20 protein-coding genes and 1 riboswitch are annotated in these 25,946 nt (G+C 67.1%); of the genes, 10 read left to right on the top strand and 10 right to left on the bottom strand.

The features are described 5' to 3' along the window. Window positions 1-74: 74 nt before the first annotated feature. Together HGI30_RS02685 and HGI30_RS02680 are read right to left on the bottom strand one after the other, a co-directional pair. Window positions 75-1,013 (bottom strand): sensor histidine kinase, encoded by a 939-nt coding sequence (locus HGI30_RS02685; RefSeq protein ID WP_235680296.1) that lies wholly within the window; start codon window positions 1,011-1,013, stop codon window positions 75-77. Then, window positions 1,010-1,720, bottom strand: coding sequence for a response regulator transcription factor (locus tag HGI30_RS02680; RefSeq protein WP_168906280.1), 711 nt, complete (start codon window positions 1,718-1,720; stop codon window positions 1,010-1,012). The genes HGI30_RS02685 and HGI30_RS02680 overlap by 4 nt, the downstream gene beginning before the upstream one ends. A gap of 124 nt (window positions 1,721-1,844) precedes the next feature. Here HGI30_RS02680 and HGI30_RS02675 point away from each other — a divergent pair, with 124 nt between their 5' ends. Then, on the top strand, window positions 1,845-3,326 hold the full coding sequence (locus HGI30_RS02675; RefSeq protein ID WP_168906279.1) for a carboxylesterase/lipase family protein: 1,482 nt from the start codon (window positions 1,845-1,847) through the stop codon (window positions 3,324-3,326). Between the two features lie 698 nt (window positions 3,327-4,024). Here HGI30_RS02675 and HGI30_RS02670 read toward each other — a convergent pair. Both HGI30_RS02670 and HGI30_RS02665 read right to left on the bottom strand, forming a co-directional pair. Next, window positions 4,025-4,693: a Type 1 glutamine amidotransferase-like domain-containing protein gene (locus tag HGI30_RS02670; RefSeq protein ID WP_168906278.1), complete on the bottom strand. Its 669-nt coding sequence runs from the start codon at window positions 4,691-4,693 to the stop codon at window positions 4,025-4,027. Between the two features lie 16 nt (window positions 4,694-4,709). Next, window positions 4,710-5,966 (bottom strand): FAD-binding protein, encoded by a 1,257-nt coding sequence (locus HGI30_RS02665; protein ID WP_168906277.1) that lies wholly within the window; start codon window positions 5,964-5,966, stop codon window positions 4,710-4,712. 508 nt (window positions 5,967-6,474) lie between these two features. On the opposite strand from HGI30_RS02665, the gene argS reads away from it, so the two are divergent. The 5 genes from argS (at window position 6,475) to HGI30_RS02630 (ending at window position 14,387) form a co-directional block, all read left to right on the top strand. Next, window positions 6,475-8,811, top strand: a complete 2,337-nt coding sequence (gene argS / locus HGI30_RS23125; RefSeq protein ID WP_235680295.1) for an arginine--tRNA ligase — start codon at window positions 6,475-6,477, stop codon at window positions 8,809-8,811. Between the two features lie 65 nt (window positions 8,812-8,876). Continuing rightward, entirely contained in the window at window positions 8,877-9,047 is a 171-nt protein-coding gene (locus tag HGI30_RS02645; protein ID WP_168906276.1) for a hypothetical protein, read from the top strand. Then, window positions 9,044-9,493 carry a type II toxin-antitoxin system death-on-curing family toxin gene (locus HGI30_RS02640; RefSeq protein ID WP_168906275.1) on the top strand — a complete coding sequence of 150 codons (450 nt, stop codon included), beginning with the start codon at window positions 9,044-9,046 and terminating at the stop codon, window positions 9,491-9,493. The genes HGI30_RS02645 and HGI30_RS02640 overlap by 4 nt, the downstream gene beginning before the upstream one ends. A 7-nt stretch (window positions 9,494-9,500) precedes the next feature. Next, window positions 9,501-9,698, top strand: a riboswitch (cobalamin riboswitch). A gap of 284 nt (window positions 9,699-9,982) precedes the next feature. Further along, complete coding sequence (locus tag HGI30_RS02635; RefSeq protein ID WP_168906274.1) at window positions 9,983-12,058, top strand: S-layer homology domain-containing protein; 2,076 nt, start codon at window positions 9,983-9,985, stop codon at window positions 12,056-12,058. Window positions 12,059-12,200: 142 nt separating this feature from the next. After that, window positions 12,201-14,387, top strand: coding sequence for an LTA synthase family protein (locus HGI30_RS02630; RefSeq protein ID WP_168906273.1), 2,187 nt, complete (start codon window positions 12,201-12,203; stop codon window positions 14,385-14,387). 183 nt (window positions 14,388-14,570) lie between these two features. On the opposite strand, the gene HGI30_RS02625 is transcribed toward HGI30_RS02630, so the two are convergent. From HGI30_RS02625 to HGI30_RS02605, 5 genes are all read right to left on the bottom strand, one after another. After that, window positions 14,571-15,152, bottom strand: coding sequence for a hypothetical protein (locus HGI30_RS02625; RefSeq protein WP_168906272.1), 582 nt, complete (start codon window positions 15,150-15,152; stop codon window positions 14,571-14,573). Between the two features lie 176 nt (window positions 15,153-15,328). Further along, window positions 15,329-16,234, bottom strand: a complete 906-nt coding sequence (locus HGI30_RS02620; RefSeq protein WP_168906271.1) for an ABC transporter permease — start codon at window positions 16,232-16,234, stop codon at window positions 15,329-15,331. After that, window positions 16,231-17,181 (bottom strand): ABC transporter ATP-binding protein, encoded by a 951-nt coding sequence (locus tag HGI30_RS02615; protein ID WP_168906270.1) that lies wholly within the window; start codon window positions 17,179-17,181, stop codon window positions 16,231-16,233. Before HGI30_RS02615 ends, HGI30_RS02620 begins: the two co-directional genes overlap by 4 nt. Beyond that, window positions 17,178-18,392, bottom strand: a complete 1,215-nt coding sequence (locus HGI30_RS02610; protein ID WP_168906269.1) for a hypothetical protein — start codon at window positions 18,390-18,392, stop codon at window positions 17,178-17,180. Before HGI30_RS02610 ends, HGI30_RS02615 begins: the two co-directional genes overlap by 4 nt. A gap of 30 nt (window positions 18,393-18,422) precedes the next feature. Further along, window positions 18,423-19,031, bottom strand: a complete 609-nt coding sequence (locus HGI30_RS02605; protein WP_168906268.1) for a sigma-70 family RNA polymerase sigma factor — start codon at window positions 19,029-19,031, stop codon at window positions 18,423-18,425. Window positions 19,032-19,314: 283 nt separating this feature from the next. Here HGI30_RS02605 and HGI30_RS02600 point away from each other — a divergent pair, with 283 nt between their 5' ends. Both HGI30_RS02600 and HGI30_RS02595 read left to right on the top strand, forming a co-directional pair. Next, the gene (locus HGI30_RS02600) at window positions 19,315-21,219 is read left to right on the top strand and encodes an LTA synthase family protein (protein ID WP_235680294.1); all 1,905 of its coding nucleotides are present in this window, start codon (window positions 19,315-19,317) and stop codon (window positions 21,217-21,219) included. Window positions 21,220-21,492: 273 nt separating this feature from the next. Next, window positions 21,493-22,368 carry a glycine-rich domain-containing protein gene (locus HGI30_RS02595; RefSeq protein WP_168906267.1) on the top strand — a complete coding sequence of 292 codons (876 nt, stop codon included), beginning with the start codon at window positions 21,493-21,495 and terminating at the stop codon, window positions 22,366-22,368. 19 nt (window positions 22,369-22,387) lie between these two features. On the opposite strand, the gene HGI30_RS02590 is transcribed toward HGI30_RS02595, so the two are convergent. Beyond that, window positions 22,388-23,140, bottom strand: a complete 753-nt coding sequence (locus HGI30_RS02590; RefSeq protein ID WP_168906266.1) for a GTP pyrophosphokinase — start codon at window positions 23,138-23,140, stop codon at window positions 22,388-22,390. 148 nt (window positions 23,141-23,288) lie between these two features. Between HGI30_RS02590 and HGI30_RS02585 the strand changes: the two genes are divergently transcribed. Continuing rightward, complete coding sequence (locus tag HGI30_RS02585) at window positions 23,289-24,125, top strand: PPK2 family polyphosphate kinase (protein ID WP_168906265.1); 837 nt, start codon at window positions 23,289-23,291, stop codon at window positions 24,123-24,125. Window positions 24,126-24,271: 146 nt separating this feature from the next. After that, window positions 24,272-25,906, top strand: coding sequence for a methyl-accepting chemotaxis protein (locus HGI30_RS02580; RefSeq protein WP_168906264.1), 1,635 nt, complete (start codon window positions 24,272-24,274; stop codon window positions 25,904-25,906). Window positions 25,907-25,946 lie beyond the last annotated feature (40 nt).

The raw sequence follows: 25,946 nt of genomic DNA, 5'->3' as shown, positions 1-25,946 counted from the left end.
CTTCTGATCTCATCTTAGTCAGGAGAGATGTCTTATTCCTGTCTGGATCCTGACGAGTTTCTTACGTTTGCGGATCAGAAGCTCAGCTTCGGAAACGAGACGACGAACGAGGTCCGTTCATAGGGAACGCTGCGCAGCGAGATGGAGCCGCCCATCGCCTCGGTCAGCCGCTTGGTGATGCTGAGTCCGAGCCCGCTGCCCTGGAAGCGGGGATTCCGGGAATCGTCCAGCGTGTACAGCCGCTCGAACACGCGGTCGTGGTGGATTTCGTCGATGCCCCGTCCACGGTCCCACACTTCGATTTCCACCGTCTCGCCCCCGTCGCGGAGCGTCAGGCCGAGCTTCTTGCCCTCGCCGCCGTAGCGGATCGCGTTGGAGATGAGGTTGCGGAGGATGCGCCCCAGCGCCTCCTCGTTGCCCAGCATATGGAGAGGCTCGTCCGGAAGGTCGAGCTCCACCTCGAACCCGCCGGACTCGAGCAACTCGTAGAACTCCAGCACGTTCCGCCGGCAGATTTCGTTCAGCGCCAGCTTGGCCTTCGGCATCGCGTAATCGTCGGAATCCATCTTGGCAAGGTCAAAAAAGCGGTTCATCAGGTCGATGAGGGAGAGGATTTTCGCGTGCAGGGCCGACACCGTCCGCTCCCGCTCGGGGGCGTCCAGCTCCTCCCCTCGCTGAAGCTTCTCCGCATAGCCGAGCAGCACCGCCAGCGGCGTCTTCAGGTCGTGCGACATGTTGGAGATCATCTTGCGGGAGCTTTCCTTGGCGCGCGAAAAGTCCGCCGCCGTCCGCTGGCCGCGGTCCAGCAAGCGGTTGATCTGCAGCAGCAGCCGGCGCAGCTCGGCGCGCTCGGTGCGCAGCAGCGCTTTTTCGGCGCTGCCGCTCCTCAGGATCGCCTCCAGCTTGCAGCCGATCTCGTCCGCATCGCGGCGCTCCCGCCGGCGCGATGCGTACAGATAGGCGCATGCCGCGGCCAGCGCCGCGCAGGCGAAGCCGAGCGCGACCGCCGTCACGGCCTCTCTCCCAGCTTGTAGCCGATGCCCCACACCGTGCGGATGAAGATCGGGCTGGACGGATCGGCTTCGATCTTCTCGCGGAGGCGCCTTATATGGACGTTGATGACGTTCTCGTTGCCGTAGTAGTCCTCTTCCCAGATGGACTGGTAGATCTGCTCTTTGGTGAACACGCGGCTCGGATAGGTCAGGAACAGCTTCAGCAGCTGGAACTCCTTGGCCGTCAGCTGCGCCTCCTGCCCCCGCGCTCGGACCGAATAGGTGTCCAGATCGAGCTCCAGCTCTCCATGACGGAGCGACCTCGGCGCGGGCGCGGGAGCGGCCGCCGGCGCGCCGGCATAGCGGGTCGCCCGGCGGATCGCGGCCTGCACCCTCGCGGTCAGCTCGATCATGGAGAACGGCTTGCTCAAGTAATCGTCGGCGCCGAGGCCGAGGCCGAGCGCCTTGTCGAGATCGCTGCCTTTGGCCGACAGGATCAGCACCGGCACGAGGCTCGTCTCCCGCAGCAGCCGCAGCACCTCCATGCCGCTCCGCTTCGGCAGCATCAGATCGAGCAGCACGAGATCGAACTCGCGGCTCGCCAGCTCGGCGAGCGCCTCCTCCCCGTCCAGCGCGGCCTGCACCTCGCAGCCTTCCCGCTCCAGATGCTCCGTGACCAGAGCGCTGATCTCCACGTCATCCTCGACGAGCAGAATCCGCATCGACATGACCGTCTCCCCTTTCCAAGTTGCGCTTCCTGCGTCCAGCGGGCCGATTTCCCCCCTGCCGTCCGCGCGTGGTATACTCCTTAACAAATAAAAGATTCGGCAAGCGAAAGGATGATCGACCCGAATGGACTCCCTGCTTATCCGCTCCCGCAGCGGCACGCTTCAAGGCATCCGGCAGCAAGGCGCGCGCGCCTGGAAAGGCATCCCGTTCGCCCAACCGCCCGTCGGCGAGCGGCGCTTCCGCCGTCCGCTCCCGCCGCTGCCCTGGGAAGGCGTGCGCGACGCCTCGCAGCCGGGGCCGCTCGCTCCGCAGCCGGTCGATCCGTCCGGCGGCTCGTTCGGCCTCGTGCGTACAGCCATCCCGCAGTCGGAGGACTGCCTCTACCTGAACGTCTGGGCGCCGGAGCAGCCTTCCGCGGAGCCTCTTCCCGTCATGGTGTGGATTCATGGCGGCTCGTTCGTCACCGGCGGCGGCGGGCTGCCGATCTACGACGGCGCGAGCCTGGCCCGCCGCGGCGGGCTGATCGTGGTCAGCATCAGCTATCGGCTCGGCGCGCTCGGATTCCTTCATCTGGGCCCGTACGCGGACGCGTCCGACTCCGACGGCTACGTCAGCAATGCCGGCCTGCTCGACCAGATCGCCGCGCTGGAGTGGGTGCAGGGCAACATCGGCGCGTTCGGCGGCGATCCGTCCCGCGTCACCGTGTTCGGCGAGTCCGCCGGCGCGATGAGCATCGCCGCACTGCTGGCGATGCCCGCCGCCAAAGGGCTGTTCGCCCGCGCCATCCTGCAGAGCGGCGCTTCCCAGGCGCTGCCGGACAAGCAGGGCCGCGTGCTGGCCCAGGCGTACTTGAACATGCTGGGCGCCGAATCGCCGGATCAGCTCGCCGGCCTGACGGCGGAAGAGCTGCAGCAGGCGGCCGACCGGCTCAAGCGCGCGGCGGGCGAGAGCACGATCATGCTGTTCCAGCCGGTCGTCGACGGCAGGACGCTGCCGGCCCCGCCGCTGGAGGCGGTCGCGGCCGGCTCGGCGGCCGGCGTCGACGTCGTCGTCGGCATCAACCGGCACGAAGGCGCGCTGTTCGTGCGGCCGGGCATGAAGCTGCTCTCGGACGAGCAGAACGCCCGCGCCTACGTCGCCGTCACCGGCGCGCCGGAGGCGGCCGGCTGGGTGCTCGACTATCCGCGCACGACGGAGGGCCAGCAGCAGGCGATGACCGACCTGTTCTTCCTCCGCTCGGCGCTTCAGCTGGCGGAAGCCCAGCTCGGCTACGGGCGCGTCTGGTTCTACCGCTACGACTTCGTCTCGCCGGGCCATCCCGTGCTGCAGGCGGCGTTCCATGCGGCGGAAATTCCCTTCGTGCTCGGCAACCTGGAGCTGCTGCGCGAGCACGGCTGGACAATCGACGAGCGCATGGAGCGCGTGTCGGCGGCCGCCATGGACGCCTGGCTCGCCTTTGCCCGCAGCGGCAGCCCCGCGACGGCGGAGCTGGACTGGCCGGCGTATGACACCGAGCGCCGCGCCGTCATGCTGCTCGACGCCGACAGCCGCGTCGAGCTCGATCCGGAGCCGGACAAGCGGGCGCGGCTGACGGGACGGGGCTGAGCAGGCGGAGCCGGGCTTGCCGGGCAGGGCTGGCGGACGGCGTATGAGGCGGAGCGCCGCGCCGTCATGCTGCTCGATGCCGACAGCCGCGTCGAGCTCGACCCGGAGCCGGACAAGCGGGCGCGGCTGACGGGACGGGGCTGAGCAGGCGGAGCCGGGCTTGCCGGGCGGAGAACGGAAGAGCGGGACTTGGCCGAACTGGAGGACCGATCTTGCCAGGCGAAGCCGGGCTTGCCGGGCAGGGCTCGGACAAGCGGGGCTTGGCTGGTCAAGATAGATGGGAGACGAGAAGGGGCGCGATAGCGCTCCTTTTTTCATGAGCCGAACGATTGATTTGCAACGCTTCGCGCCGGTCTCCCTCCACCCCAACTCACCCAACCCCGATTTCGGTACGCGAACGAAACTCACGCACGCTATTTCAACCCTTTTGCGGAACAAAAGGCGCTAACGAAACTGAGACGCTTTATTTCGCAATTTGTATCAATATACCAATACATTCTGTTGCAATAAGGCGTCTCAGGTTCGTTAGATTGAAAACAGCTCCATTTTATCGCGAATAAGGTGTCTCAGGTTCGTTAGAAGGACCGGGACCGGGGCCGGGGCGGCCGGACAATCATTGGGGCCGACGGTGAACATGGGACCGCGCCGACGCGCCTTTCCGCATGCTCCCGATAGGACCCCGCCGCTCCGCCCCCCGTCTACTCTACCGAAATCCGCCGCAGCTCGCCGCCCTCCAGCCGGAACAGCCCTTCCCCTTCCGTCCGCTCCAGGCGGCCGTTCCGAAAGTAAAGGCCGCACTGCTCGTCGATGCCGTAATGCTCGCATCCGGACGGATAGCGCTCCGACACGGCGCGCAGATGAGCCTCCTCCCTCCACTGCGAGAAGTGGACCGCGATCGCGACGCCGCCGATCAGTCCGAGCCCGGACCGGTCCTGCAGGACGGCTTCTTCGTTGTCCTTGGGCGAGATCAGGCAGCGCTCGGGGCAGATGAGCGCGCCTGCGGAAAAGCCGGAGACCGGCACGCCGCTCTCCGCCCGCTCGCGTACCGCCTGCCCGATCGCCGTATCGACGATGCAGCCCGCATATCGGCTCGTATCCCCGCCGCCGATGACGATGCCCGTGCTGGTGCGCAGCGACTTGACGGCCTCTTCTACAGAAACGGTCGGCAGCGGGAGATAGCGGAAGCGCGTCACGCCGCAGGCCTCCAGCTCTTCGATGTAACGAGGCATGTAGTCGCGCCAGCCCGGCCGATCGAGGCAGAGGATGCCGATCTCGGCCTCCGCTCCTCCGGCCAGGTCAACGAACCGTCGCGCCAGGCCGGGCGTGAACGGAGGTCCGCCTCCGAACAGGAACAGATGCTTGTCCATGCGCCTCTCCCCTCCCCTATCCATACACATACCGCTCCAGCAGCGCATTGGCGAACTTGCGCTCCGGATCGAGCCGCTGCAGCAGCTGCTGGAAGTCGGCCAGCCGCTCGTAGTGCCCCCGCAGCTCTTCCGGAGCCATGGCGAACAGCTTGGCCCAATGCGGCCGAGCGCCGAACGGGCGCAGCGCCGCCTCGATGTCCGGCAGCAGCCGGGCGACCGGCTCGCCGAGCGGCTTCCAGGTGAAGTGGATGCCGACGGAATCGCGCCCATGGCAAGGGCTCATCCACAGCTCGTCGGCCGCGATCGTGCGAATCTCCGAGACGAACAGCAGCGGCGCGATCCGCTCGCGCAGGCCGCCCAGCGCCTGCAGCGCCTCCAGCGCCCGCTCCCGAGGCACGAAGTACTCCGTCTGCAGCTCCTCGCCCGCGCTCGGAGTGAAGTCCATGCGGAAATGCGGCAGCCGCTCATGCCAAGGACCGACGGCGCCGAGCTGTCCGCTGCACATCTCGCCGGAGAGGCCCGGCACCGGATGGCGCGGCTCCGCCGCCGGCTGCGCGCCGTGGAACGGCTCCGCAGGATCACGCGTCTCGGGATCGCCGACGCGATGCTTGACCCACACCTGGTTGATCGCGGAGGACGTCCAGTCGGTGAACAGGCTGACGCTGTACGCCGCCGACGCAATCTTGTCGAAGTCCGCCTCCAGCCGCTCGGGCGGCAAGCCCTCGTACACGCGCTGGCTCATCTCGAACGCAGGCACGATGTCGAGCGTGAGGCTCGCGATCACGCCGAGGCCGCCGAGGCCGACGACCGCGCCCTCGAATTCCGCATCCTCCCGCGACAGCCGCTGCAGCGAGCCATCGGCGGCGATGAGCTCCAGCTCCCGCACCGCCGTCGCCAGATTGCCGTGGCGCTCGCCCGAGCCGTGCGTCGCCGTGGCGACCGCGCCGGCCACGGAGATATGCGGCAGCGAAGCCAAGTTATGCAGCGCGAAGCCCGCTTCGTGGAGCTTCCGGGCCAGGTCGCCGTAGCGGATGCCGCCCTCGACCGTCACCGTCCGGCGCTCCGCATCGAGCCGGAGGATGCGGTTCAGCTTTTCCAGCGAGATCAGGCTGCCGGCCGTATCGGCGATGCCGTTGAACGAATGCCGGGAGCCCAGCGCCTTGATCCGCGAGCTGCGGGCGACCTGCTCCCGCGCCTCCTCCACGCTCTCCGGCACGAGCAGCTCCGCCGCTCCGTACGTATAGTTTCCTGCCCAGTTGCGTTGGTTCTCCATGTTGTCCTGCCACGTCCTCTCGGCCTTAGGGATCTCGATGCTCTCTCCATACCCTTCGAGATCCGGCGCCGGAATCCTACCGGATGGGCCGATCGGGAGGCGAAAAGCGGAGCGCCTCTTGACCGCTCCGCCGCCGATCGGCTATACTCGTGAAAATTCAAAACACGCATGCGATGAACGGGCAAGTACCCGGCCGCAGCCGCACTCAGAGAGCCGGGACAGGTGGGAACCGGCGGCGGCAGGCCGGCGGAAGCGGACCCGCGAGCTGGCGCCCGAAGTCCGCCCCGCGCGGATGCGTAGGCGCGCCCGGACTGGCCGATACCCTGACGAGCAGCCGCGCGCTGCAGCTCCGTCCCGCGTCCACGCGGAAGCGGCCGCTGCGCGCCCGGCGACAAGAGTGGCACCGCGGACCAAGCCTCCGTCTCTTTTTGAGACGGGGGCTTTTTGCCGTTTCCGCTCCCGCTAGGCCCGTCTCGTCGCCCCATCCCTGAAGGAGGAACCCATGCCCATGTCTATGCCCGCTACGACCCTGCTCAAGCAATCCGCCGCCGCCCTGCTCGCCCCGCTGACCGGAATCGGCGAGGCCGAGCTCGCCGTCCGCCTGGAAAGCCCGCCCGACGAGGCGCTCGGCGACCTGTCGCTTCCCTGCTTCGCCTTGGCCAAGACGCTCCGCCGAGCGCCGCAGGCGATCGCCGCCGAGCTGGCCGCGCAGGTGAACGGCTCTGCGCCGCTTCCGGCTGCGGATAAGACGACAGAGGCGGCGAGCGCTGCCGCTGTCCCTATGTCGCCTGCGGCCGATCCAGCTGCGGCCGAATCGGCCGACAAAGCCGGCGGAACAGCCGTCCTCATGCCGCCTTCGACTGATGCGCCTGCGGCCGATCCAGCTGCGGCCGATTCGGCAGACAAAGCCGGCGAAACAGCCGTCCTCATGCCGCATTCGACCGATGCGGCTTCGACCGATCCAGCTGCGGCCGAATCGGCAGAAGCAGCCCGCGGAGCAGCCGTCCACGTGCCGCCTGCGGCCGATTCGACTGCAGCCGGCAAAACAGCCAGCCGTCCCTCCGAGCCCCTGCCGTCCATCCAGTGGCACGCCGAGGCGGCGGGAGGCTTCCTCAATCTGCACGCCGCCGGCAGCGGCTGGATCGAGGCGCTGCTGCGCCAGGCCGAGTCGCCCTCGCTCGGACGGCTGGACGACGGCGCGGGCAAGCGCGTCGTCATCGACTATTCCTCGCCCAACATCGCCAAGCCGATGAGCGTCGGCCATCTGCGCTCGACCGTCATCGGGCGCGCGCTGGCCAACCTGCACCGCACGGCCGGCTGGGACGTGCAGACGGTCAACCACCTCGGCGACTGGGGGACGCAGTTCGGCAAGCTGATCGCCGCGACGAAGCGCTGGGGCTCGCGCGAGGCGATCGAGGCCGATCCGATCGGCGAGAGCCTGCGCCTGTACGTGCGCTTCCACGAGGAGGCCGAGCGCGAGCCGGCGCTCGTGGACGAAGGCCGCGCCTGGTTCCTGAGGCTGGAGCAGGGCGACGAAGAGGCGCGGGAGCTGTGGGCGTTCTTCATCCGCGAGAGCCTCAAGGAGTTCCAGCGCATCTACGGCCGCCTCGGGGTGGAGTTCGACCATCTGCTCGGGGAGAGCTTCTACAACGACAAGATGGAGGCGGCGGTCCAGCGGCTGGGCGAGGCGGGGCTGCTGGAGGAGAGCGACGGCGCGATCGTCGTGCGCCTCGACGAGGAAGGGATGCCGCCGTGCCTCGTATACAAGTCGGACGGCTCGACGATCTACGGCACGCGCGATCTGGCGACGGCGCTGTACCGCCGCGAGCAGATGGGCGGCAGCAAGCTGCTCTATGTCGTCGGCGCGGAGCAGACGCTTCATTTCCGCCAGGTGTTCGCCGTGCTGGAGAAGCTCGACCCGACCTGGGCGCAGGTGGAGAAGGTCCATGTGCCGTTCGGGCTGATGCGCATGGAAGGCCGCAAGATGTCGACCCGCCGCGGCAAGGTCGTGTTCCTGGACGAGGTGCTGGACGAGGCCGTGCGCCGGGCGCTCGCCGTCATCGAGGCCAAGACGCCGGACCTGCCGGACAAGGATGCGGTCGCCGAAGCGGTCGGCGTCGGCGCGATCGTGTTCGGCGACCTGCGCAGCCGCCGCATGCTGGAGATCGACTTCAGCCTGGAGGAGATGGTCAGCCTCGACGGCGAGACCGGGCCGTACGTGCAGTACGCCCATGCCCGCGCCTGCAGCCTGCTGCGCCGCGCGGCGGAGGCCGGAGCCGGAGCAGGCCGCGAGACGGCCGGCGCTGGCGCTGGCGCGGAGGATGGCGCGGAGCCGGCGCCGACGGCGGAAGAGGCCGAGGCTGGAGCGGTCCCGATCGCAAGCGGCGGAGCTGCCTCGGCTCCCGATCGGACCGAGAGCGCCTCGACTCCCGATCGGACCGAGAGCGCCTCGGCTCCCGATCGGACCGAGAGCGCCTCGACTCCCGATCGGACCGTGAGCGCCTTGACTGCCACCGGGCCGGATTCGTCCGCAAGCGCGGCAAGCGGAGCCGCATCCGAGCTGCATGGCGCGCTCGGCTCGCCCGCCGCGCGCGCGTGCCTGCTCAAGCTCGACGCCTACGGCGAGGCGATCCGCGGCGCGCTGCGCGAGCACGAGCCTTCCGTCCTCGCCCGCTACCTGCTGGAGCTCGCCAAGGCGTTCAACCGCTTCTACAACAGCGGCCGCATCGTTGGCGCGGGCAGCGCGGGGGAGACGGCGGCGAAGCTTCGGCTGACGGCGGCCTGCGCCGCCGTGCTGAGCCACGGGCTTGGCTTGCTCGGCCTATCGGCCCCGACAAGAATTTGACAAATAAGTTCAATTTAACCCTTGAATCATATGGGTGAAGATGGTAAACTTGGATTCACGAACAAGTGTACCTATCTCCCGAAGAAAGGCTGATTCCGATGAGCGAGCCCAAGCATCCCCCGATCGCCAGCGTCACCCCGACCCCCGAGCACAAGGAGGATCCGGCCCTGCTGCTGGCCCGACAGCTGCTGCTGCTGCACCGGCGCGCGTTCCGCCGCCTCTCGGAGCGGTCATGACGGAGCAGCTCAGCGTGCCCCAGCTGCTGGCGATCCACATGATGCACCAGGACCGCTTCGACGTCAGTCCCGGCTTCCGCAACCCGGGCTTCCTGCTCCAGCTCGTCGACCGCCCTCTGCTGGAGGGGTTCGAGGGAGGCGGGGACCGCTCCTCGCTCATCCGCCAGGCCGCGCTCTACTGGCACGGCCTGGCGCGGGCGATGGCGTTCCGCGAGGGCAACGCCGCGCTGGCGGTCCACGCGATGATGACGTTCCTGCAGCTCAACGGCCAGCGCCTGAGCATCGACGAGGACGACCTTGTGGAGGCGGCGCTGCTGTGCAGCGAATGGAAGATGGATCTCGAGGACTGCGAGGCGTGGATCGCCTGCCGGCTGGCCGGCGCTCCTTCAGACGGCGCCCCGATTCCCGCTATGGACAAAGCCTCCCCCCCGACTTATGATAGATAGGATTCAAATCGAATACGGTTGTTCGGGTGCCTCGGGCGGTGTTCATCCGCTCGGGCTTAATAGGGAAGTCCGGTTCCAATCCGGCGCGGTCCCGCCACTGTACGAGCGCCGCTGCCCCGCATGACGCCACTGTCCTTCCGGACGGGAAGGCGCGGGGGAGCGACGGCGCTCCAGCCAGGAGACCTGCCCGCACGACCTCGCAGAAGTCCTCTCGGGGGGTGGAAGACTTCTGCAGCGCTCCTGCGCGCAGACCGGTCTCGGGCTGTCGCCTGCGTTCCTGCTCGGTCCGGCTTTCGCCGGCATCGACAAGCGGGACCGTTCGGCCTTGCCGCGAGCCGACTGGCTTCTGCGACAGGAGCTCGGAAGCTTTTCTTTTCGCCGCCCTAGGGCGGCTTTTTTCATGTCTACGGGTCCGCTGTCGCTGCGCAGCCTCCCCGCCCCTGCCCTGCAGCCGCATTTCATTTTATAGGTAGAAAGAAGGTCCTGCTGGTGAAAGCCATCTTCAACCGCGCCGTTCTGGCCGTGCTGCTCGCCGTCGCCCTGATCGTGCCCGCCGGCGCCGCTTCGGCGGCTGCCGACACGTCCGCCTCTCTCCGCCAAGCCGGAGACGCGCTGCTCGCAAGCGGCATCCGCTCCGACTGGGACGCCATCGCCGCGTCGCAAGCCGGCTACGCGCTGCCGGCCGCCTATCTGGCCAAGCTGGCCGACGCGGTCCGCAAGGAAGCCCCTGCGTTCCGCAACGTCACCGACTTCGAGCGCACCGCGCTCGCCGTCACCGCCGCCGGCCAGGATGCGTCCGCCTATGGCGGCATCGACCTGATCGAGCGCATCTACAACCACGACCGCATGCTGAACCAGGGCGTCAACGGCCCGATCTACGCCCTGCTCGCGCTCGACTACGGCGAGTATGACGTGCCGGCATCCGCCAAATGGACGCGCGGCAAGCTCGTCGCCGAAGTGCTGAAGGCCCAGCTGGCCGACGGCAGCTACGCCTTCTCCGGAGAGAAGGCCGGCAACCCCGACCTGACCGGCGCCGCGCTGACGGCGCTCGCTCCGTACTTCGGCGAGCCGGAGGTCAAGCAGGCCGGCGAGCGCGCCGTCGCCTGGATCCAATCCCGGCAGGACAAGGACGGCGGCTTCACGAGCTACGGCGAGTCGAGCAGCGAGAGCGTCGCGCAGATCGTCATCGGCCTCGCTTCCGCCGGCTACGATCCGGCCGGGGCTGACTTTGCCCGGGACGGCGCAAGCCTGATCGACAAGCTGCTCTCGTTCCGCAACGCCGACGGCAGCTTCTCCCATGCGCTGCCGCTCGCTCCGAACGCGTACGGCGCCTACCAGTCCGTGCAGGCTCTGGCCGCCTATGAGAAATTCAAAGCCGGCTCCGGCCGCCTGTACGGCATGCCGGCCGCTTCCGTCTCCGTCAGCGTGGAAGGCCCGAGCTCGACGCTCGGCTCCGGCGTGACGCGCGCCGTCTACGCGCTGGACGCGCTGACCCAGGTCGGCACGGCCAAGAAGCTCGGCGTCGTCGTCAAGGAGATGTCGTTCGGCAAGTATGTCGACGCCATCGGCGGCGTCGCCGGCGGCAAGTTCGGCGGCTATGACGGCTGGATGTACGCCGTCGAGCGCAAGGGCGCCTGGATCAACCCGTCCGTCGGCATGGGCGACTTCAAGCTCCGCGCCGGCGACCGCCTCGTCGTGTTCTACGGCGACGGCACCAAGCTGATCTCCTGCATCGCCGCCGAGCCGCGCCAGCCGCGCGACAACGAGCCGTTCGCCGTGCAGGTGAGCCAGCAGGAGTGGGATTACACGGCTGGCGCGTTCAACGTGACGCCGGCGGCCGGCGTGAGCGTCACGGCCGGCTCCGTCACCGTGACGGCCGATGCCTACGGCAAGGCTTCGTTCCCGGCGCTGCCTGCGGGCAGCTACGACCTGACGGTCACCGGCTACAGCCCGTCCAAGGCTCCTTCCGTGCTCAAGCACTCCGTCCGCCTGACGGTCGGCTCTACCGCCGTCAAGTTCGCCGACGAGAAGAACATCGCGGCCTGGGCGCTGCCGTCCGTCAAGAACGGCTACGCCTCCGGGCTGCTCAGCGGCACCGGAACGGGCGAAGCCCTGACGTTCTCGCCCAAGGACACCCTCACCCGCGCCCAGTTCGCGGCGCTGGCCGTGCGCCTGCTCGGCCTGGATGCCGGCTCCTCCGCCACGGCTCCGGCCTTCTCCGACGTGAAGGCCGGCAGCTGGTACGAAAGCGCCGTCCGCGCCGCCGCCGCCCAAGGCATCGTCTCCGGCACCGGCGACGGCAAATTCCAGCCGAACGCGCCGGTGACCCGCCAGGACATGGCGGTCATCCTCGCCCGCGTCCTCAAGCTGGATACGGCCGCCGCCGGCGACGGCTCGATCCGCGACCTCGGCACGGCATCCGCCTACGCCCGCGGCTCCATCGTCGCCGTGCACGGCAGCGAGCTGATGGTCGGCGACTCCGCCGGCAGCTTCCGGCCCAAGGCGCAGGTCAGCCGCGAGATGGCTGCCGTCGCCATCGTCAACGTGTACGAGTCGCTGAAGTAAGCGGAAGCCGAGGCTGCGCCGCAGCTCCCTTCGTTTGTAAATGCCCTTGGCGGGCATTACAATGAAGGGAGCTTTTTTTTATCGATCGGCCCTTGATCCCGCTTCAGTTCTCGGCCGTTCCGGAAGGAGAGTATCCGTACCCGTGTTCGAAGAGCAACCGAGCCGCGCCAAGCGCTTCTGGCTCAGTCCGTTCGTGCTGTTCACCGTTGCCCTCGTCTTCAAGCTGTACCTCGCCGCCTATGTCATCTATGGCCTCGAGCATCCGTGGCTGCCGCTGGTGACAGGTCTTCCGACCGTATGGGCCGCCTTTTTCCTGATCGAGCTGCTCGCGCGCAAGCGCAAGCTCATGGCCTATCTGATCGTGAACCTGGCGTTCACTGCGATTTATTTCGCCGTCATCATGTACTACAAGTACTTCGGCATCATCGTCACCTACCATGCGCTCAGCCAGGCGGGACAGGTCACGGAGGTGAAAGGAAGCGTCTTCCAGCTGCTGCATCCGTACTTCATGCTCATCTTCGTCGACATCGTGCTCGCGTGGCTGCTGCTCGGCTTCAGCAAGCGGCTGCGGCGCGGCTGGCAGCGGGCGGCGAACCGCCGCTTCCTCGGCTGGCGCATCGCGCTGCCCGGCTTCGTGCTGGCGGCCGCAGCCTGCTTCGCGCTCATCTGGCCGAATCGCGGCATCGCCAACGAGCTCGTGCAGACCGAGCGCATGGGCATCGTCAACTACGAGCTGTTCCTGATCGCGAGCGGCGGCAACGAAAGCTTCGTGCCCGTCTCCACCGTCACGCAGGCGGAGATCGACCGGCTCAAGGGACTGCCGCAGCCGGCTGCGGAGCCGGCTTCGTTCGGAGCGGCCAAGGGCCGCGACGTCATCGTCGTGCAGCTGGAGGCGCTGCAGAATTTTGTCATCGGAAAAAGCGTGGACGGCAAGGAGATCACGCCGAACCTGAACGCGCTCATCCGCGAGAGCGTCTACTTCCCGCGCTTCTATCAGCAGGCGGGCTCCGGCAATACGTCGGACGCCGAGTTCCTGACGAACACGTCGCTGTACGTGCCGCTGCGCGTGCCTGCGACGGAGGCGTACTCCGGCCGCTCGCTGCCCTCGCTGCCCAAGCTGCTGAAGCGCGAAGGCTACGAGACGATGACGTTCCACACGAACGACGTCGCGTTCTGGAACCGCAGCGAGCTGTATCGGGCGCTCGGCTTCGACCGGTACTACGACACGGAGTTTTTCGGCGACGAGGACATCGTCGCGTTCGGCGCCTCGGACGAGGTGCTGTATCGCAAGACCGTGCAGGAGCTGGCCCGGGTGAAGAAAGAAACCGGCAAGCCGTCCTACTCCATGCTCATCTCCATGTCATCGCATCATCCGTACAACATTCCTGCGCGCAAGGTGAAGCTCGACCTGCCGGCGCAGTACGACGACAGCTTCGTCGGCGACTACCTGCGGGCGCAGAACTATACCGACTACGCGCTCGGACAGCTGTTCCAGGAGCTCAAGGACGCGGGCCTGTGGGACAACAGCCTGATCGTCCTGTACGGCGACCACATGGGCCTGCCGATCTACTCGCTGAAGGACGAGGACCTGCGGCTGCTCGAGCAGCTGGACGGAAGGAAGTACGACTCCTCGCAGATGCTGAACATCCCGCTCATCGTCAGCGCGCCAGGCGCGCTCGAGCCTGCGGTCGAGACGGGCATCGGCGGGCAGAGCGACATCATGCCGACGATCGCCAACCTGGCCGGTCTTTCCCTGGGCGGCCAGCTGCATTTCGGGCAGGACCTGCTGAACGAGCGGGCCAACCTGCTGCCGGAGCGGTACTACCTGCCGTCCGGCTCGTTCATCAACGACCGGGAAATCTTCATCCCGGGCACCGGCTTCGGCGATGGCCGCCGCATCGAGCTGCCGGCCGCCGACGCGGCCGCGAGATGGCTGGCCGGCGGCGAGGCGGAGGGAAGCTCCCGAGCCCGAGGCGGTTCGGCGAGCGGAGCCGAAAGCGGCGAACCGGCAGCCGGGACGGGGTCGGGCGGCGCCGGAGCGGCGACGAGCGACGGACCGGGCGAGCCGAGCAGCAGCTCGAGCCCTGCTCCTGCCCCGAGCGCGGCGCCCGGCGGCCCGGGCGAGCCTTCCGGCGCTGCCGGAGGCGAGGGCGGCCTGGGTGGCAGCGCCGACGACCGCAGCGACGGCGGACCGGCGTCCGCCACGCAGGAGCAGTTCGACCGCGCCCTCAAGCTGCTGCGCATGTCGGACAGCTACGTGCGCTCGCTGCCCTCGACGGAGGGCGACCCCGCTCCCGTCAATGGAGCAAGAGCCTCCGCCAACGAGTAGAACGCCCGGGCGAGCAGATGAAATGCTTTCGCTTTCTCTTGCGCAGCCCAGACGTCCGCTCACGGGATTCCACTACCTTCACGCCACTTGCGCTGCTCGCAAACACACGCTGACGGGGTCTAAAAACTCAAGAGGGCTGTGCCCTCCCGCCGATCCAATCGGCAGGAGGGCACAGCCCTCTGTTCATCTGTAGCTGTAGCTCAGCAGCGGCACGCCGGTAAAGGCGTCGACGACGACGTTGGCCTCGCGGAGCGAGCCGCCGCTGCCGTCCGGACCGCCCCCAGGCGGTCCCTGGATGCCGACCGGCGCCTGCACGCCGCGGAACGTGACGATGTAGACGGGCGTGCGGCTCAGCCGTCCCGCCTCGCGCAGCTGCGGGTTGGCGGCGAGCGCCTCCGGGGAGAAGCTGCGGAAGTCGCGGCTCGTCATGAGGCGCAAGGCGCTGCTGACAGAGTCGGCGCTGCGGGCGAGCCACGGATAAGACCGCTCCGCGTTGCGCCGGGCGACATTCTCGCCCACCTGGCTCAGCCCCTGCGGTCCGGGCGGCAGCGCTTCGGCATCCGGCCGTTCCAGCCGGATGCCGAGCCGCTGCAGCAGCTCTTCCTCGTCGCCGGTCGAGACGACATGCTGCGCGCTCGGCTGGCCTGCGGCCGCGTCGGCCACGTTGCCGGGCTCGTCCTGGTTGAAATACCAGCCCGCCGCGCCTAGCAGCAGGCCCGCCGCCATGACGCCCAAGCCGATCCATCTCGCCGCTCCCGTCCGCATGCGCCGCCGCCCCCTTTTCCGCGTGTCCTGGATGCCGTTTCCGTCCTCTTGCCGCTGCCGCTCCGCCTTGCCCTCTTAAACGGATTCCGGCCGGGCAGGGTTGCAGGCCCTTCGTTGGAATCGAATGGGAACACGGCATCATTTCGGTCCGGTCCGCTTTCCTTTCCTCTACTACCCTACAGATCCTTGCGCCGAAACCGAAGGACGCCAATCGCGAACGCGGCTGCGGTGTACAGCGCCGCGTAGCCGAGGAAAGCCGGCGTCGGCGCCGAGCCGACGCCCAGCATGACGAACATGTCGTCGACCCTCAGGCCGATCAGATCCGAGATGCCGGACAGGTTGAACAGCCGGTCCAGCATCATGCGCTGCAGCCCGTCGGTCGGCATCGCCAGCGACAGCAGCCCCGAGATCGTGCTGAGCGAGTCGCCTAACCCCGTGCCCGGCCCGCCCGGCTGAAGGGAGGCGAACTGCGACGCGACCTTGTCGATCATGCCGCCCAGCCAGCCTCCGCCGTACAGCATCGTCATGAGCACGCCGTTGCCGATGCCGGACAGGAATGTCGAGCCGAGCATCGATACGGTCACGAGCAGCGGCACGAGCGAGGCGAACAGCAGGTAGGCGATCAGCAGCGAGCCGAAGTCTCGCGGCACTCCCGCATGCACCGCGGCGATGCCGAGGATCGCCGAGAACAGCGCGAGCGCGTACAGCATGCCGAAGCTGACGTAGCCGAGCCAGCGGCCGGCGTACCATTTCCAGCGCGGCAGCGGGCGAGGCATGAGCGCCTGCAGCACGCCGAGCTCGGCCTCGCCCGAGATGACGGACGAGCTGCTGAAGATCGCCAGGAAGGCCACGACGAACGTGCTGAAGAAAAAGCCGAGGCTGAGGATCAGTATCCCGCGGGTGAAGCGTTCGATGACGTACATCGGGTCGCTCTCGTTCAGGCCGAACTGGCGGACCTCGCCGCCGATCGTCGACGCGATGAACCAGTAGGCGATCAGGAAGACGGCCGTCATCAGCCCGGTCAGCAGGACGACGCGCTTGCGGAAGAGCTCCTTCCAGGTCATGCTCCAGATGATGCTCATGCCTTCTCCCCCCTATGGCTCTTGCCGGACAGCTCGGTGACGAACCATTCCTCCAGCTTGGTGCGCACCCGCGCGCTCTCGTACAGCGTCGCGCCTTGGCCGATCAGCACTGCGTGCAGCCAGCCCGCCTGCTCCTCGTCCGCCAGCTCCGCCTCCAGCACGGCCGTGCCGTCGGCAGCCGCCTCCGCCTCCCGCACGGAGATCCCTGTCTCCGCGCGCAGCCAGTCGAGCAGCGGCGGCGCGTAGCCGCCGAGCCGCAGCCGCCACAGCGGCCGCTGCTGCAGCACGTCCTCGACGAGCCCCTGCTGCAGGATGCGGCCGTTGTTCAGCAGCGCCACCCGGTCGCACAGCGCCTCGACGTCCTCCATCAGATGCGAGTTGAGGAAGATCGTCTTGCCCTGCCCCTTGAGCTCATGCAGCAGCTGCCGCACCTCGCTGCGTCCGATCGGGTCCATCGCCGAGGACGGCTCGTCCAGGAACAGGATACGGGGGTCCGATACGAGCGCGCAGGCGAGGCCGAGCCGCTGCTGCATGCCTTTGGAGTACCCTTTGACCCGGTCGCGGGAGCGCAGGCCGATCCCGACCCGCTCCAGCAGCTCCGGCACGCGCCGGTCCGCCTCGGCTCGGGTCAGTCCGGCCAGCTTGGCATGCAGCCGCACGACCTCGTCGCCGGTGAGCCATTCCTGATAGCGGTACAGCTCCGGCAGGTAGCCGATGAGCCGCCTCGCCTCGACCGTGCCCGCCTCCTGTCCAAACAGCGAAGCCCGACCTTCCGTAGGGAAGATCAGGCCGACCAGCATCTTGACGCAGGTGCTCTTGCCCGCGCCGTTCGGGCCGAGGAAGCCGAAGGCTTCCCCTTCCCGCACCGTAATCGTGACGTCGCTGCAGCCGCGCCCGTTCGGGTACTGCTTGGTCAGCGACTCGGTCTGGATCGCGAAGGCGCTCACGCTCCGACCAGCTCCTCAAGCTGCTTGGAGAACCAGGCGTCCGCCTGCTCGCGCGTCGTCGGAGAACCTTGGTCCCCGACGCTCTGATACATCGAGGCGACGGTCATGACGCCGTCCTTGACGAAGGTCGCTTCCTTGTTGAAGCTGTCCTCGCCGTAATGGCGCTCCGTGACGATGACCGGCACGCCGCCGATCTGCAGCCGCTCCGCCTTGCTGTCCTCGTCCGTGAACACCGGCAGCGGAAGCTCTCCGTTCGTAAGCAGCTGCGAGCTCGACAGGCTCTGCTTGAGCTGCTCCGGCATCAGCGGGAACTTCAGCACCGTCTCGACCGCGTCCTCGAGGTCCACGCCCGCCTCCACGTCGACGACCGGCGTCTTCAGCTGCTGCACGTTCATGCTCATGCTGTCCGTGCCGATCGAATAGCTGACCGACGGTCCGATCGCGAGCGTCAGCTTCTTGCCGTCCACGCTGGCGGGGAACAGCTTCGTCGCGCCGAGCTGCTTCATCGTCGCGTTGATCTCCTCCACGTCAAGCTTGAGGCTCAGGTTCTGGGAGGCGCTCAGGTAGATTTTGTCCTGCTTGCCGGTCAGCGACTCCGGCAGCAGCGCGAAGCCTGCCGCCTGCTCCGCTTCCTGGCGTCCCATCTCGCCCCTGCTGCTTCCCGTCTCGACCTTGAACTCGCCGTAGCGGTTGACGGCTTCCTCCGATACGCCTTCCTGGAAGACGCTGTTGAACAGCTGCTGCAGGTCCGCCTCGTTCACCTCGGTCACCTGCTCCATGCGGAACTGCCCGAGCAGCGCGGCCAGCGCCTTGTTGCCCATCGGCGTCGCGACCGCCGTCACGACGACGGCCGCCGCCGCAACTCCGGCCATCCAGCGGCGCGCGCGGCCGCCCATGCGGCGCGCTCTCGGCGCGGCGCCTTCCGCTCCGGCAGATTTCTTCGTTTCGAGCATCGGTTCATTCATGTTCGTTTCCTCCTCGATTCGAGCCAGGCTTGCCGCCTGCTCCCTCTTCTCGGCGCGCAGCGCCTCTTCCTGTGCTTCCGCCTGCCGCTCCAGCTCCGCCCAGGCCGGCGATATCGGCTCCTGCTCCATCGCCTGCATGAGCCGTTCCCAGGCCCGGTCCGTGCGGGCGGACGCTATGGGCTGGTCCGCTCCGCTGCCTTCTCCGTCCGCTTGCGGCTGTCGGAGACGGCGATCCTGCTCCTTCATGCGCTCGTCCTCCCTTTGTCTCCTGTTCTCTTAATGAAGCTCCAGCCGGCTTCGATAGCCGGCCTCCGGCGACGCATCCACGCGTCTCTCTCGGCTGCCGGGAGCCGGTCCGGCCGACTTTCCGCCATCCGCCCCGGCCTGCTCCGCGCAGCGCCGGAGCTTGTCGGTCGCTCTCGCGAGCATCGTGCCGACGAGCGGCGGGCGCATGCTCAGCTCCTCGGCGATCTCCGCGTAGCTGTACCCGGAGTAGCGGAGCAGCAGCGCCTTGCGGTCGCGTTCCGGCAGGCCGTCCAGCCACTGCCGCACCTCCTCCTGATCGAGCCGGCGCATCAGCTCGGCCTCTCCCGACGGAGAAGCGCCGACGCTCGCGGCCAGCTCCCGCTCCTGCTTTTCCGTCAGCCGGCGGTCGCGCGCCGCTTTGTCCATATGGTCATAGGCGAGCCGGGTCGCGACCCGATGCAGCCAGGCGCCGGGGGCGTCCAGATTGTCGGGCGGCTGTCGGTACAGCTTCAGGAACGTTTCCTGAGCCAGGTCCTCCGCCAGCCTCTCGTCGCGCAGCAGCGCGGCCAGCTTGCGGAGCACGCCCGGGTAATAGTCGTAGAAGATTTGCTTGTATCGCTTGGATTCCGGAATCCCCATCTCGTTTTTCCGCTCCTCCTTCCTTGCTGCAGCTATCCGATAGACGGAGGAGAGCCCCGAGTTGTATCCGTCTGGCGGAAAAAAAGCTTGAATCGCCTCAATTTCCTTATATTTCCTGACTCTCACGCGCTCTGGCATGGTTTCCTGCTTTTTGACAAGGCAGAGAGGCCGCTTCATAATGTACACTAGCCTGTAGAGCTTTTTGGCCCGGATCGGCCTGATCCGCCGGCCGTATTGATGGAGCAAGCGCATACCAGTCCGACCCGAAAGGAAGTCTGCCATCGTGAGGCAAAATGGTGCGACCCGGCTGCTGACGAGCCGGCCTTTTCTATTTTTTTCCGTCATCCTGCTGCTGAAAAGCATGCTGACCTGGTTCGTCATCTTCGCCGACGGCCCGTCCTGGGCGATCCTGATTACCGAGCTGCCGTTCGCCTGGCTCATCTTCGGGCTGATCGAGATGTTCGCGAGCAAGCGCAAGCTGCTCTATTACGTCATCGCGGACGCCGCGCTGACCGGCATTCTTTTCTCCGTCTTCATGTATCATAAATATTACGGCGTCATCGCCACCTGGCACGCGCTGCAGCAGGTCAATCAGGTGACTGCCGTGAGCAACAGCGTGTTCTCGCTCATGGATCCGTATTATACGCTGATCTTCCTCGACATCGTCATCCTGACCTGGATGCTCATTCGCGGCCGCAAGGAGCTGTTCCGGACGGAGCGCGCGCCATCCTCCGTCCGCAGCCGCCGGAGGATGGCATTCGCCGGCGTCGTCGTCGCCTCCGTCGCGCTCTGCCTGTTCAATATTCTGCCCAACCGCGCCAGCATGAACGAGCATACCAAAGCCGAGGACATGGGCATCCTCAACTACGAGGCCTATGCCCTGCTCGACAACGGCAGCGAGGAGGAGCTGCTCAAGCCCGAGGAAGTGACTCAAGCCCGCATCGACGAGCTCAAGGGCTTGCAGCAGCCGGCGCAGCCGGCCTACTTCGGAGCCGCCAAGGGCAAGAACGTCATCGTCGTGCAGCTGGAGTCGTTCCAGAATTTCCTGATCGGCCTGAAGCTGGACGGGCAGGAAGCGACGCCGAACTTGAACAAGCTCGCGCAGGAGAGCTTCTACTTCGAACGCTTCTACCAGATGGTCGGCCAAGGCAACACCTCCGACGCCGAGTTCGTCGTCAATACGTCGTTCTACATTCCGGAGAGCGGCGCCGCCACGATGGACTACGCCTACAAGGACGTGCCGAGCCTGCCCAAGCTGCTCAAGGCGCAGGGCTACGACAGCGCGACGTTCCACACGAACGTCGTGGATTTCTGGAACCGCCGCGAGCTGTACAAGGCCGTCGGCTTCGACCGGTTCTACGACAAGCCGTTTTTCGGCAACGAAGAATCCGTCTACTTCGGCGCGGACGACGAGGTGCTCTATGCCAAGACGCTCGACAAGCTGAAGGAGATGGACGCATCCGGCAAGCCGTTCTATGCCCAGCTCATCGCCATGACGGCGCATCATCCGTTCACGCTGACGCCGGAGCTGCCGGCCGGCCAGGAGCTCGTCCTGCCGGAGCGCTACGAGGATACGCTCGTCGGAGACTACATCCGCTCCCAGCATTACGCCGACTACGCCTTCGGACAGCTGGTGGAGGGGCTCAAGCAGTCCGGCCTGTGGGAGGACACGCTGCTCGTCGTCTACGGCGACCATCAGGGCTTGCCGATCTTCTCGCTCGACCGCAAGGACAAGGAGCTCATGGCGGAAATCTACGGCCATGAATACGGCTATCCGGAAATGATCCACATTCCGCTGATGATCGCCTCCCCGGGCGTGACCGAGCCGCGCCGCTTCGATACGCTCGGAGGCCAGGTCGACCTGCTGCCGACGATCGCCAATCTGGCCGGCGCTTCGCTGGACGGTCAGATCCACTTCGGACAGGACTTGCTGAACGAGCAGGCCAACCTGATTCCGCAGCGGTATTACCTGCCATCGGGCTCCTTCCTCAACTCCGGCTCGCTGTACATCCCCGGCGTCGGCTACGAGGACGGCACGCGCTACGCGCTCAAGTCCGGCCAGCCCGCCGACGGCGCCAGCCAGGACGACTACGACCGCGCGCTCGAGCTGCTGCGCCTGTCCGACAGCTACATGACCGCGCTGCCGGAGCATGGCGGAGCGGAGCCTGCCGCCTCCGGCGGCGAATGACACCGAAACAAGCCCGGAGCCTACTCGGCTCCGGGCTTGTTCTTTTTGCTGTCCGCGGCCGCCAAGACCAAGCAGGCGGCGGCGCTGCCGGGCCTTGGTTCGAGCGGCGGGCGCATTTCGTGAGACGTCAGGCCGACACGGCCTCGCCCGTTCTTCCATGCGCGAAACTTTCCCTGCCCGCACTGATGGAAATCGGCCGCGGCCGGGTAATAGCGGGTAATAGATCGCTTGGAATACGACAGGGACGAAAACACGGAGGGAGAGAGGCGGCGGATGATGAACCGGTTGAAGGAGTGGCTGGGCGGCTCAGGAGGCACGGAGGAGGCGGATCAGCTGTACCGGCCGCTGGCGGCGCCCGGCCTGGAGCTGCGGGATGGCCTGCCGGCCTATATGGCCGAGCTGGAGACGAGGCTCCACGAGGCGCTGCCGGAGGAGTGGCTGCTGCAGGTGCGCGAGCGCATTTGCAGCGGCGATCCCCAGCTGAGCGAGGTGAAGTACACGTGGATGGAACGAGAGCTCAAACGGCATTTTTTTCTGCTCGCGCTGCTTCGGAAGCCTCCGCTGTACAGCGCTGACCTCCAGCGGGTCTGGAAGGAGATGGAGGCGTTCACCCGCGACTACGAGCAGTTCTGCGAACGGTTCGCCGGCTACTATATCCAGCCGCAGCAAGCCGCCCCGCCTTCCCCGTCCGGAGCGTCCGCACGGGAGACGCGAGGCGCGTACGAGCTGCTGTACGGCTGCGTGTTCCGGCTCCAGCCGGAGTCGCAGCTGCTGCTCGGACCGTTTCACCGCTGCAAGCTGAACGCCGAGACGCTGGAGGAGCTGCAGGCCGTGGCCGCGGCGCCATGCGCGTCGCTCGGGCTGCTGGAAACCTCGCAGGAGGATAAGGCCGCGGCGATCGAGGCGCTCCGGCAGCGGCTGCGCGAGCGGTGCGCTCTCGCCAGGCAGTACCACGAGGCGGAGAGCGGCGAGGACCGCGACCGCTGCCGCGACGAAAGCGATCCGGCCTGGGTGCTGCTGGCCTACAGCCTGGAGACGGAGCAGTCGCCGTACGATCCGCTCGCGCCGGCCGCTCGGACCGAGCCGGCGGAGGCGTTCGAGGCGAGCCGGACCGGATCCATGATCCAGGGCGCCGTCCAGCCGAGCTGACAAGCCTCGGCGGGCGAGATCATCCCCCGCTGAAGTCGCCCCCCAGCAAGCGCAGCAGCTGCGAAGGCCCGTCAGGCTGCTGCCCCCTCGGGTTCTCGAGCAGCGCGGGCAGGAAGTCCTCGTGCTCCTCCTCTTCCGCCTGCAGCGATTCCACCTCGCGGTGGAGACGCTCCATCTTGAGGTCGAGCGCGCGCGCCGAGTCGGCCGCCTCCTTCAGCTCGCGGAGCAGATGGTCCGGCACGGCTTTGTTGTATTTGTAATACAGCTTGTGCTCCAGGCTCGCCCAGAAGTCCATCGCGATCGTGCGGATCTGCACCTCGACGAGCACCTTTTCCTGGCGGTCCGACATGTAGACCGGCACCTCGACGAGCAGATGCAGGCTCTGATAGCCGTTCGGCTTGGGCTGGGCGATATAGTCTTTGACCTGCACGATCTTGAGGTCCTGCTGCACCTTGAGCATGTCGCGGATGCGGTAGATGTCGGAGACGAACGAGCAGGTGATGCGCAAGCCGGCGATGTCCTGGATCGACTCCTTGATGGAGGCCAGCGACAGCTCGCTGCCTTTGCGAGACACCTTGTTGATGATGCTTTCGGGCGACTTCACGCGCGATTTCGTATGCTCGATCGGATTGTAGTCGTGGAGGAGCTGAAATTCCTCCTTGAGGATCTCGATTTTCGTCTCCATCTCGTCCAGGGCGAATTTATACATCATCATGAATCGGGTGATTTCGTTCTTGAGCCTCTTGAGCTGCGCAAGCTGCGGAGAATTCATCGGATTGCTCCTTGCCCGGCCTTGTCCGGCCGCTGTAATCTACCCTTATCATCTCACATCCGGCGGCTCGATTTCAAAAAACGGGCATTCTACCGGTGACGAAGCAATCCCTTATCCGATTTCCGGCCATCCAAGGAGGAGACATCCGATGAACCTGAACCGCTACCGCATCGGCGCGGGCGCCAAGCTGAAGCTGAAGGCGTTCGACCCGGCGGATACGAACGGCATCGAGGACAAGAAGCAGATCGAGGACGAGCAGAAGGAGCTGCTCGAACGGCTCGAAGAGCAGCAGGAGCGGCTTTTCGCCTCCCGCTCCCACGGCATGCTCATCGTGTTCCAGGGCATGGACTGCAGCGGCAAGGACGGCGTCATCAAAAAAGTGTTCCGCGGCATCGACCCCGGAGGCTTCCGGGCGCACAGCTTCAAGAAGCCGACCGAGGAGGAGGCGCAGCACGACTTCCTCTGGCGCACCCACCGCAGCGTGCCGGCAAGAGGGCAGATGGCCGCCTTCAACCGTTCCTACTACGAGGAGGCGCTCATTACCCGCGTGCACGGGACGATCGACGACAAGGAAGCCCGCCGGCGGCTCAAGTCGATCCGCCACTTCGAGGACATGCTCGAATCGCAGCGGATCCGCGTCCTGAAGTTCTTCCTCCATATCTCGCCCGAGTTCCAACTGGAGAAAATCCGCGATCGCATGGAAAATCCGGAGAAGTGGTGGAAGTTCGATCCAAGCGACCTGGAGGAGCGCAAGCACTGGAAGGCCTATCAGGACGCCTACGAGGACGCGATCCGACGCACGGCCACGGACGCCTCGCCTTGGCATGTCGTGCCGGCCGACAACCGCTGGTTCCGCAATTACGCCGTGCTGCGCACGCTCGTCGAGGAGCTGGAGAAGCTCGAGCTATCGTATCCGCAGCCGCGCCGGGACGTCGCCGTCCGCATGGAGGAGCTGAAGGAAGGCGGCAGCTCCGAGAAAAGCTGACCTCCGCCCGCACGCTCTCCGCATTGATCCAGCTGTCTTCGGGCGACGTTACATCCTGTAGAACCTGCATCGGAGGCGGTCCGCTCCCCCCCCCCGCGGCCGCCCTGCCTATGCCTCATCCCTCATCAAGGAGAATCCGACCCCTTATGCTCGACTACCGCAACCGCTTCATGCTCCGCTCGGCCGCCGCTCTGGCGATGCTCAGCGCCGCCGTCCACTTCCTTCACCGCGCGCTCGGCTGGTTCCAGACCGGCATGGGCCATGTCATGCCCGGCTCTGCCGCTCCCTCGGGCATGGCCGCCGAAGGCAGCGCCCTTTCGCTCAACCTGTTGCTGGCGGTTCCTTTCCTGCTGCTGCTCGCCGCCATCCCGTTCGGCCGCGGCCGCACCGGTGCTGCCGCCTGGATCGCCCCGGCGCTGGCGACGCTGTCGCTGACGTTTTCCAGCATCTCCATCATCGCCGGTTCCGGCGGGAGCGTGGAATTCCACTTTTCGATCTTCATGGTGCTGGCGATCGCCGCCTACTACGAAAGCATGCGCCTGATCGCCCTCATGACGGCGGTATTCGCCGCGCAGCATGTCGGAGGCTACCTGCTCGCGCCGGAGCTGGTGTTCGGCGCGAGCCGATATCCGTTCTCGATGGTGCTGATCCACGCGCTGTTCCTGCTGCTGACGGCGCTGTTCACCTGCCTGCAGATCCGCAGCAAGGCCCGCGAGGTTTCCCGCCTGGAAGCGGAACGGCGGCACAAGCAGGAGCAGCTCGAAGGGCTGCTGGGGCGCGTGCAAGAGCTCAGCCGGACGCTCGACGCCTCCGCCAGCTCGGTCGCCGGACTGTCCCGCGAAAGCGCGGCCCAGAGCGCCGAGGTCGGCAGCGGCCTCGCGGAAGCGGTACGGCTGCAGCAGCGCCAGCAGAGCGCGGTCGAGCAGGCGCAGGCCGGCTTGGCCGACATCGCCGCCAAGGCGCGGCGGGCGGCCGAGGTTACGGGCGGGACGCAGCACAAGGCGCTCGCCGCCGACGCCGGCCTGGAGGAGCATCGGCTCGGCATGGAGAGCCTGCTGCGCCAGATGGAGGACGCAGGCGTGATCCTGCGCGATACGGCCGCTTCCGCTTCCGGCATGGTGAAGGCTTCCGAGGCCGCCGAGGCGATGGTCGATTCCGTGCGCGAGATGGCGGAGCAGACAAGCCTGCTGGCGCTCAACGCGTCCATCGAAGCAGCCCGCGCCGGAGAGGCCGGCCGCGGCTTCGCCGTCGTAGCCCAAGAGGTCCGCAAGCTCGCCGCCCGCAGCGGCGGCACCGCCGAGCAGATGCGCGAGATCGTCCGCTCCATGCGGCTGGAGAACGAACGCGCCGCCTCCCGCATCGAAGAGGGGCTGCGCGCCTCGGAGACGGCGGCCGTCCGGGCCGAGCAGTCGCTCGGACAGTTCCGCTCCTTGCAGCAGGAGCTGCTCGACATGTCCGGCGGCATCCACGCCCTGACCGACAGCATCCGCGAGATGGACGCCGGCTGCGAGGCCGCCTCCTCGCGCATGGCGGACATCGCCGCCGGAGCGGACCAGACCAGCCGCTCCGCGCAGCGGCTCGCGCTGCTGTCGGAGCAGCAGCGCGCGGCCTCCGCGCAGACGGACGGAGAAGTCCGGCGCATCGCCGTCCTGGCCTCCGATCTGCTGGCCGGGTCCCAGGGCGGCGGAGCCGCGGCCGGCGCCTCGGAGCCCGAGCCTGGCCTCGACCGGCGCGACAGCACAGGCGAAGCCGCCGGACCGGGCCTGCGTCATCCGGCCTGAGCTAGCCGCTTCGCATCGCCTCGGCCGAGCCTGCCTTCTT

It is taken from the genome of Paenibacillus albicereus (assembly GCF_012676905.1).
GTDB lineage: Bacteria > Bacillota > Bacilli > Paenibacillales > Paenibacillaceae > Paenibacillus_O > Paenibacillus_O albicereus.
Note: the sequence above shows the minus strand (reverse complement) of the source record. Positions and strands in the feature narration are given on the sequence as shown.

Excerpts from the sequence above, each read along its gene's own strand:
- HGI30_RS02680 (WP_168906280.1), bottom strand. The coding sequence starts at position 1,720 with ATGTCGATGCGGATTCTGCTCGTCGAGGATGACGTGGAGATCAGCGCT.
- HGI30_RS02675 (WP_168906279.1), top strand. The coding sequence starts at position 1,845 with ATGGACTCCCTGCTTATCCGCTCCCGCAGCGGCACGCTTCAAGGCATC.
- HGI30_RS02670 (WP_168906278.1), bottom strand. The coding sequence starts at position 4,693 with ATGGACAAGCATCTGTTCCTGTTCGGAGGCGGACCTCCGTTCACGCCC.
- HGI30_RS02665 (WP_168906277.1), bottom strand. The coding sequence starts at position 5,966 with ATGGAGAACCAACGCAACTGGGCAGGAAACTATACGTACGGAGCGGCG.
- argS (WP_235680295.1), top strand. The coding sequence starts at position 6,475 with ATGTCTATGCCCGCTACGACCCTGCTCAAGCAATCCGCCGCCGCCCTG.
- HGI30_RS02640 (WP_168906275.1), top strand. The coding sequence starts at position 9,044 with ATGACGGAGCAGCTCAGCGTGCCCCAGCTGCTGGCGATCCACATGATG.
- HGI30_RS02625 (WP_168906272.1), bottom strand. The coding sequence starts at position 15,152 with ATGCGGACGGGAGCGGCGAGATGGATCGGCTTGGGCGTCATGGCGGCG.
- HGI30_RS02620 (WP_168906271.1), bottom strand. The coding sequence starts at position 16,234 with ATGAGCATCATCTGGAGCATGACCTGGAAGGAGCTCTTCCGCAAGCGC.
- HGI30_RS02610 (WP_168906269.1), bottom strand. The coding sequence starts at position 18,392 with ATGAAGGAGCAGGATCGCCGTCTCCGACAGCCGCAAGCGGACGGAGAA.
- HGI30_RS02605 (WP_168906268.1), bottom strand. The coding sequence starts at position 19,031 with ATGGGGATTCCGGAATCCAAGCGATACAAGCAAATCTTCTACGACTAT.
- HGI30_RS02595 (WP_168906267.1), top strand. The coding sequence starts at position 21,493 with ATGATGAACCGGTTGAAGGAGTGGCTGGGCGGCTCAGGAGGCACGGAG.
- HGI30_RS02590 (WP_168906266.1), bottom strand. The coding sequence starts at position 23,140 with ATGAATTCTCCGCAGCTTGCGCAGCTCAAGAGGCTCAAGAACGAAATC.
- HGI30_RS02585 (WP_168906265.1), top strand. The coding sequence starts at position 23,289 with ATGAACCTGAACCGCTACCGCATCGGCGCGGGCGCCAAGCTGAAGCTG.
- HGI30_RS02580 (WP_168906264.1), top strand. The coding sequence starts at position 24,272 with ATGCTCGACTACCGCAACCGCTTCATGCTCCGCTCGGCCGCCGCTCTG.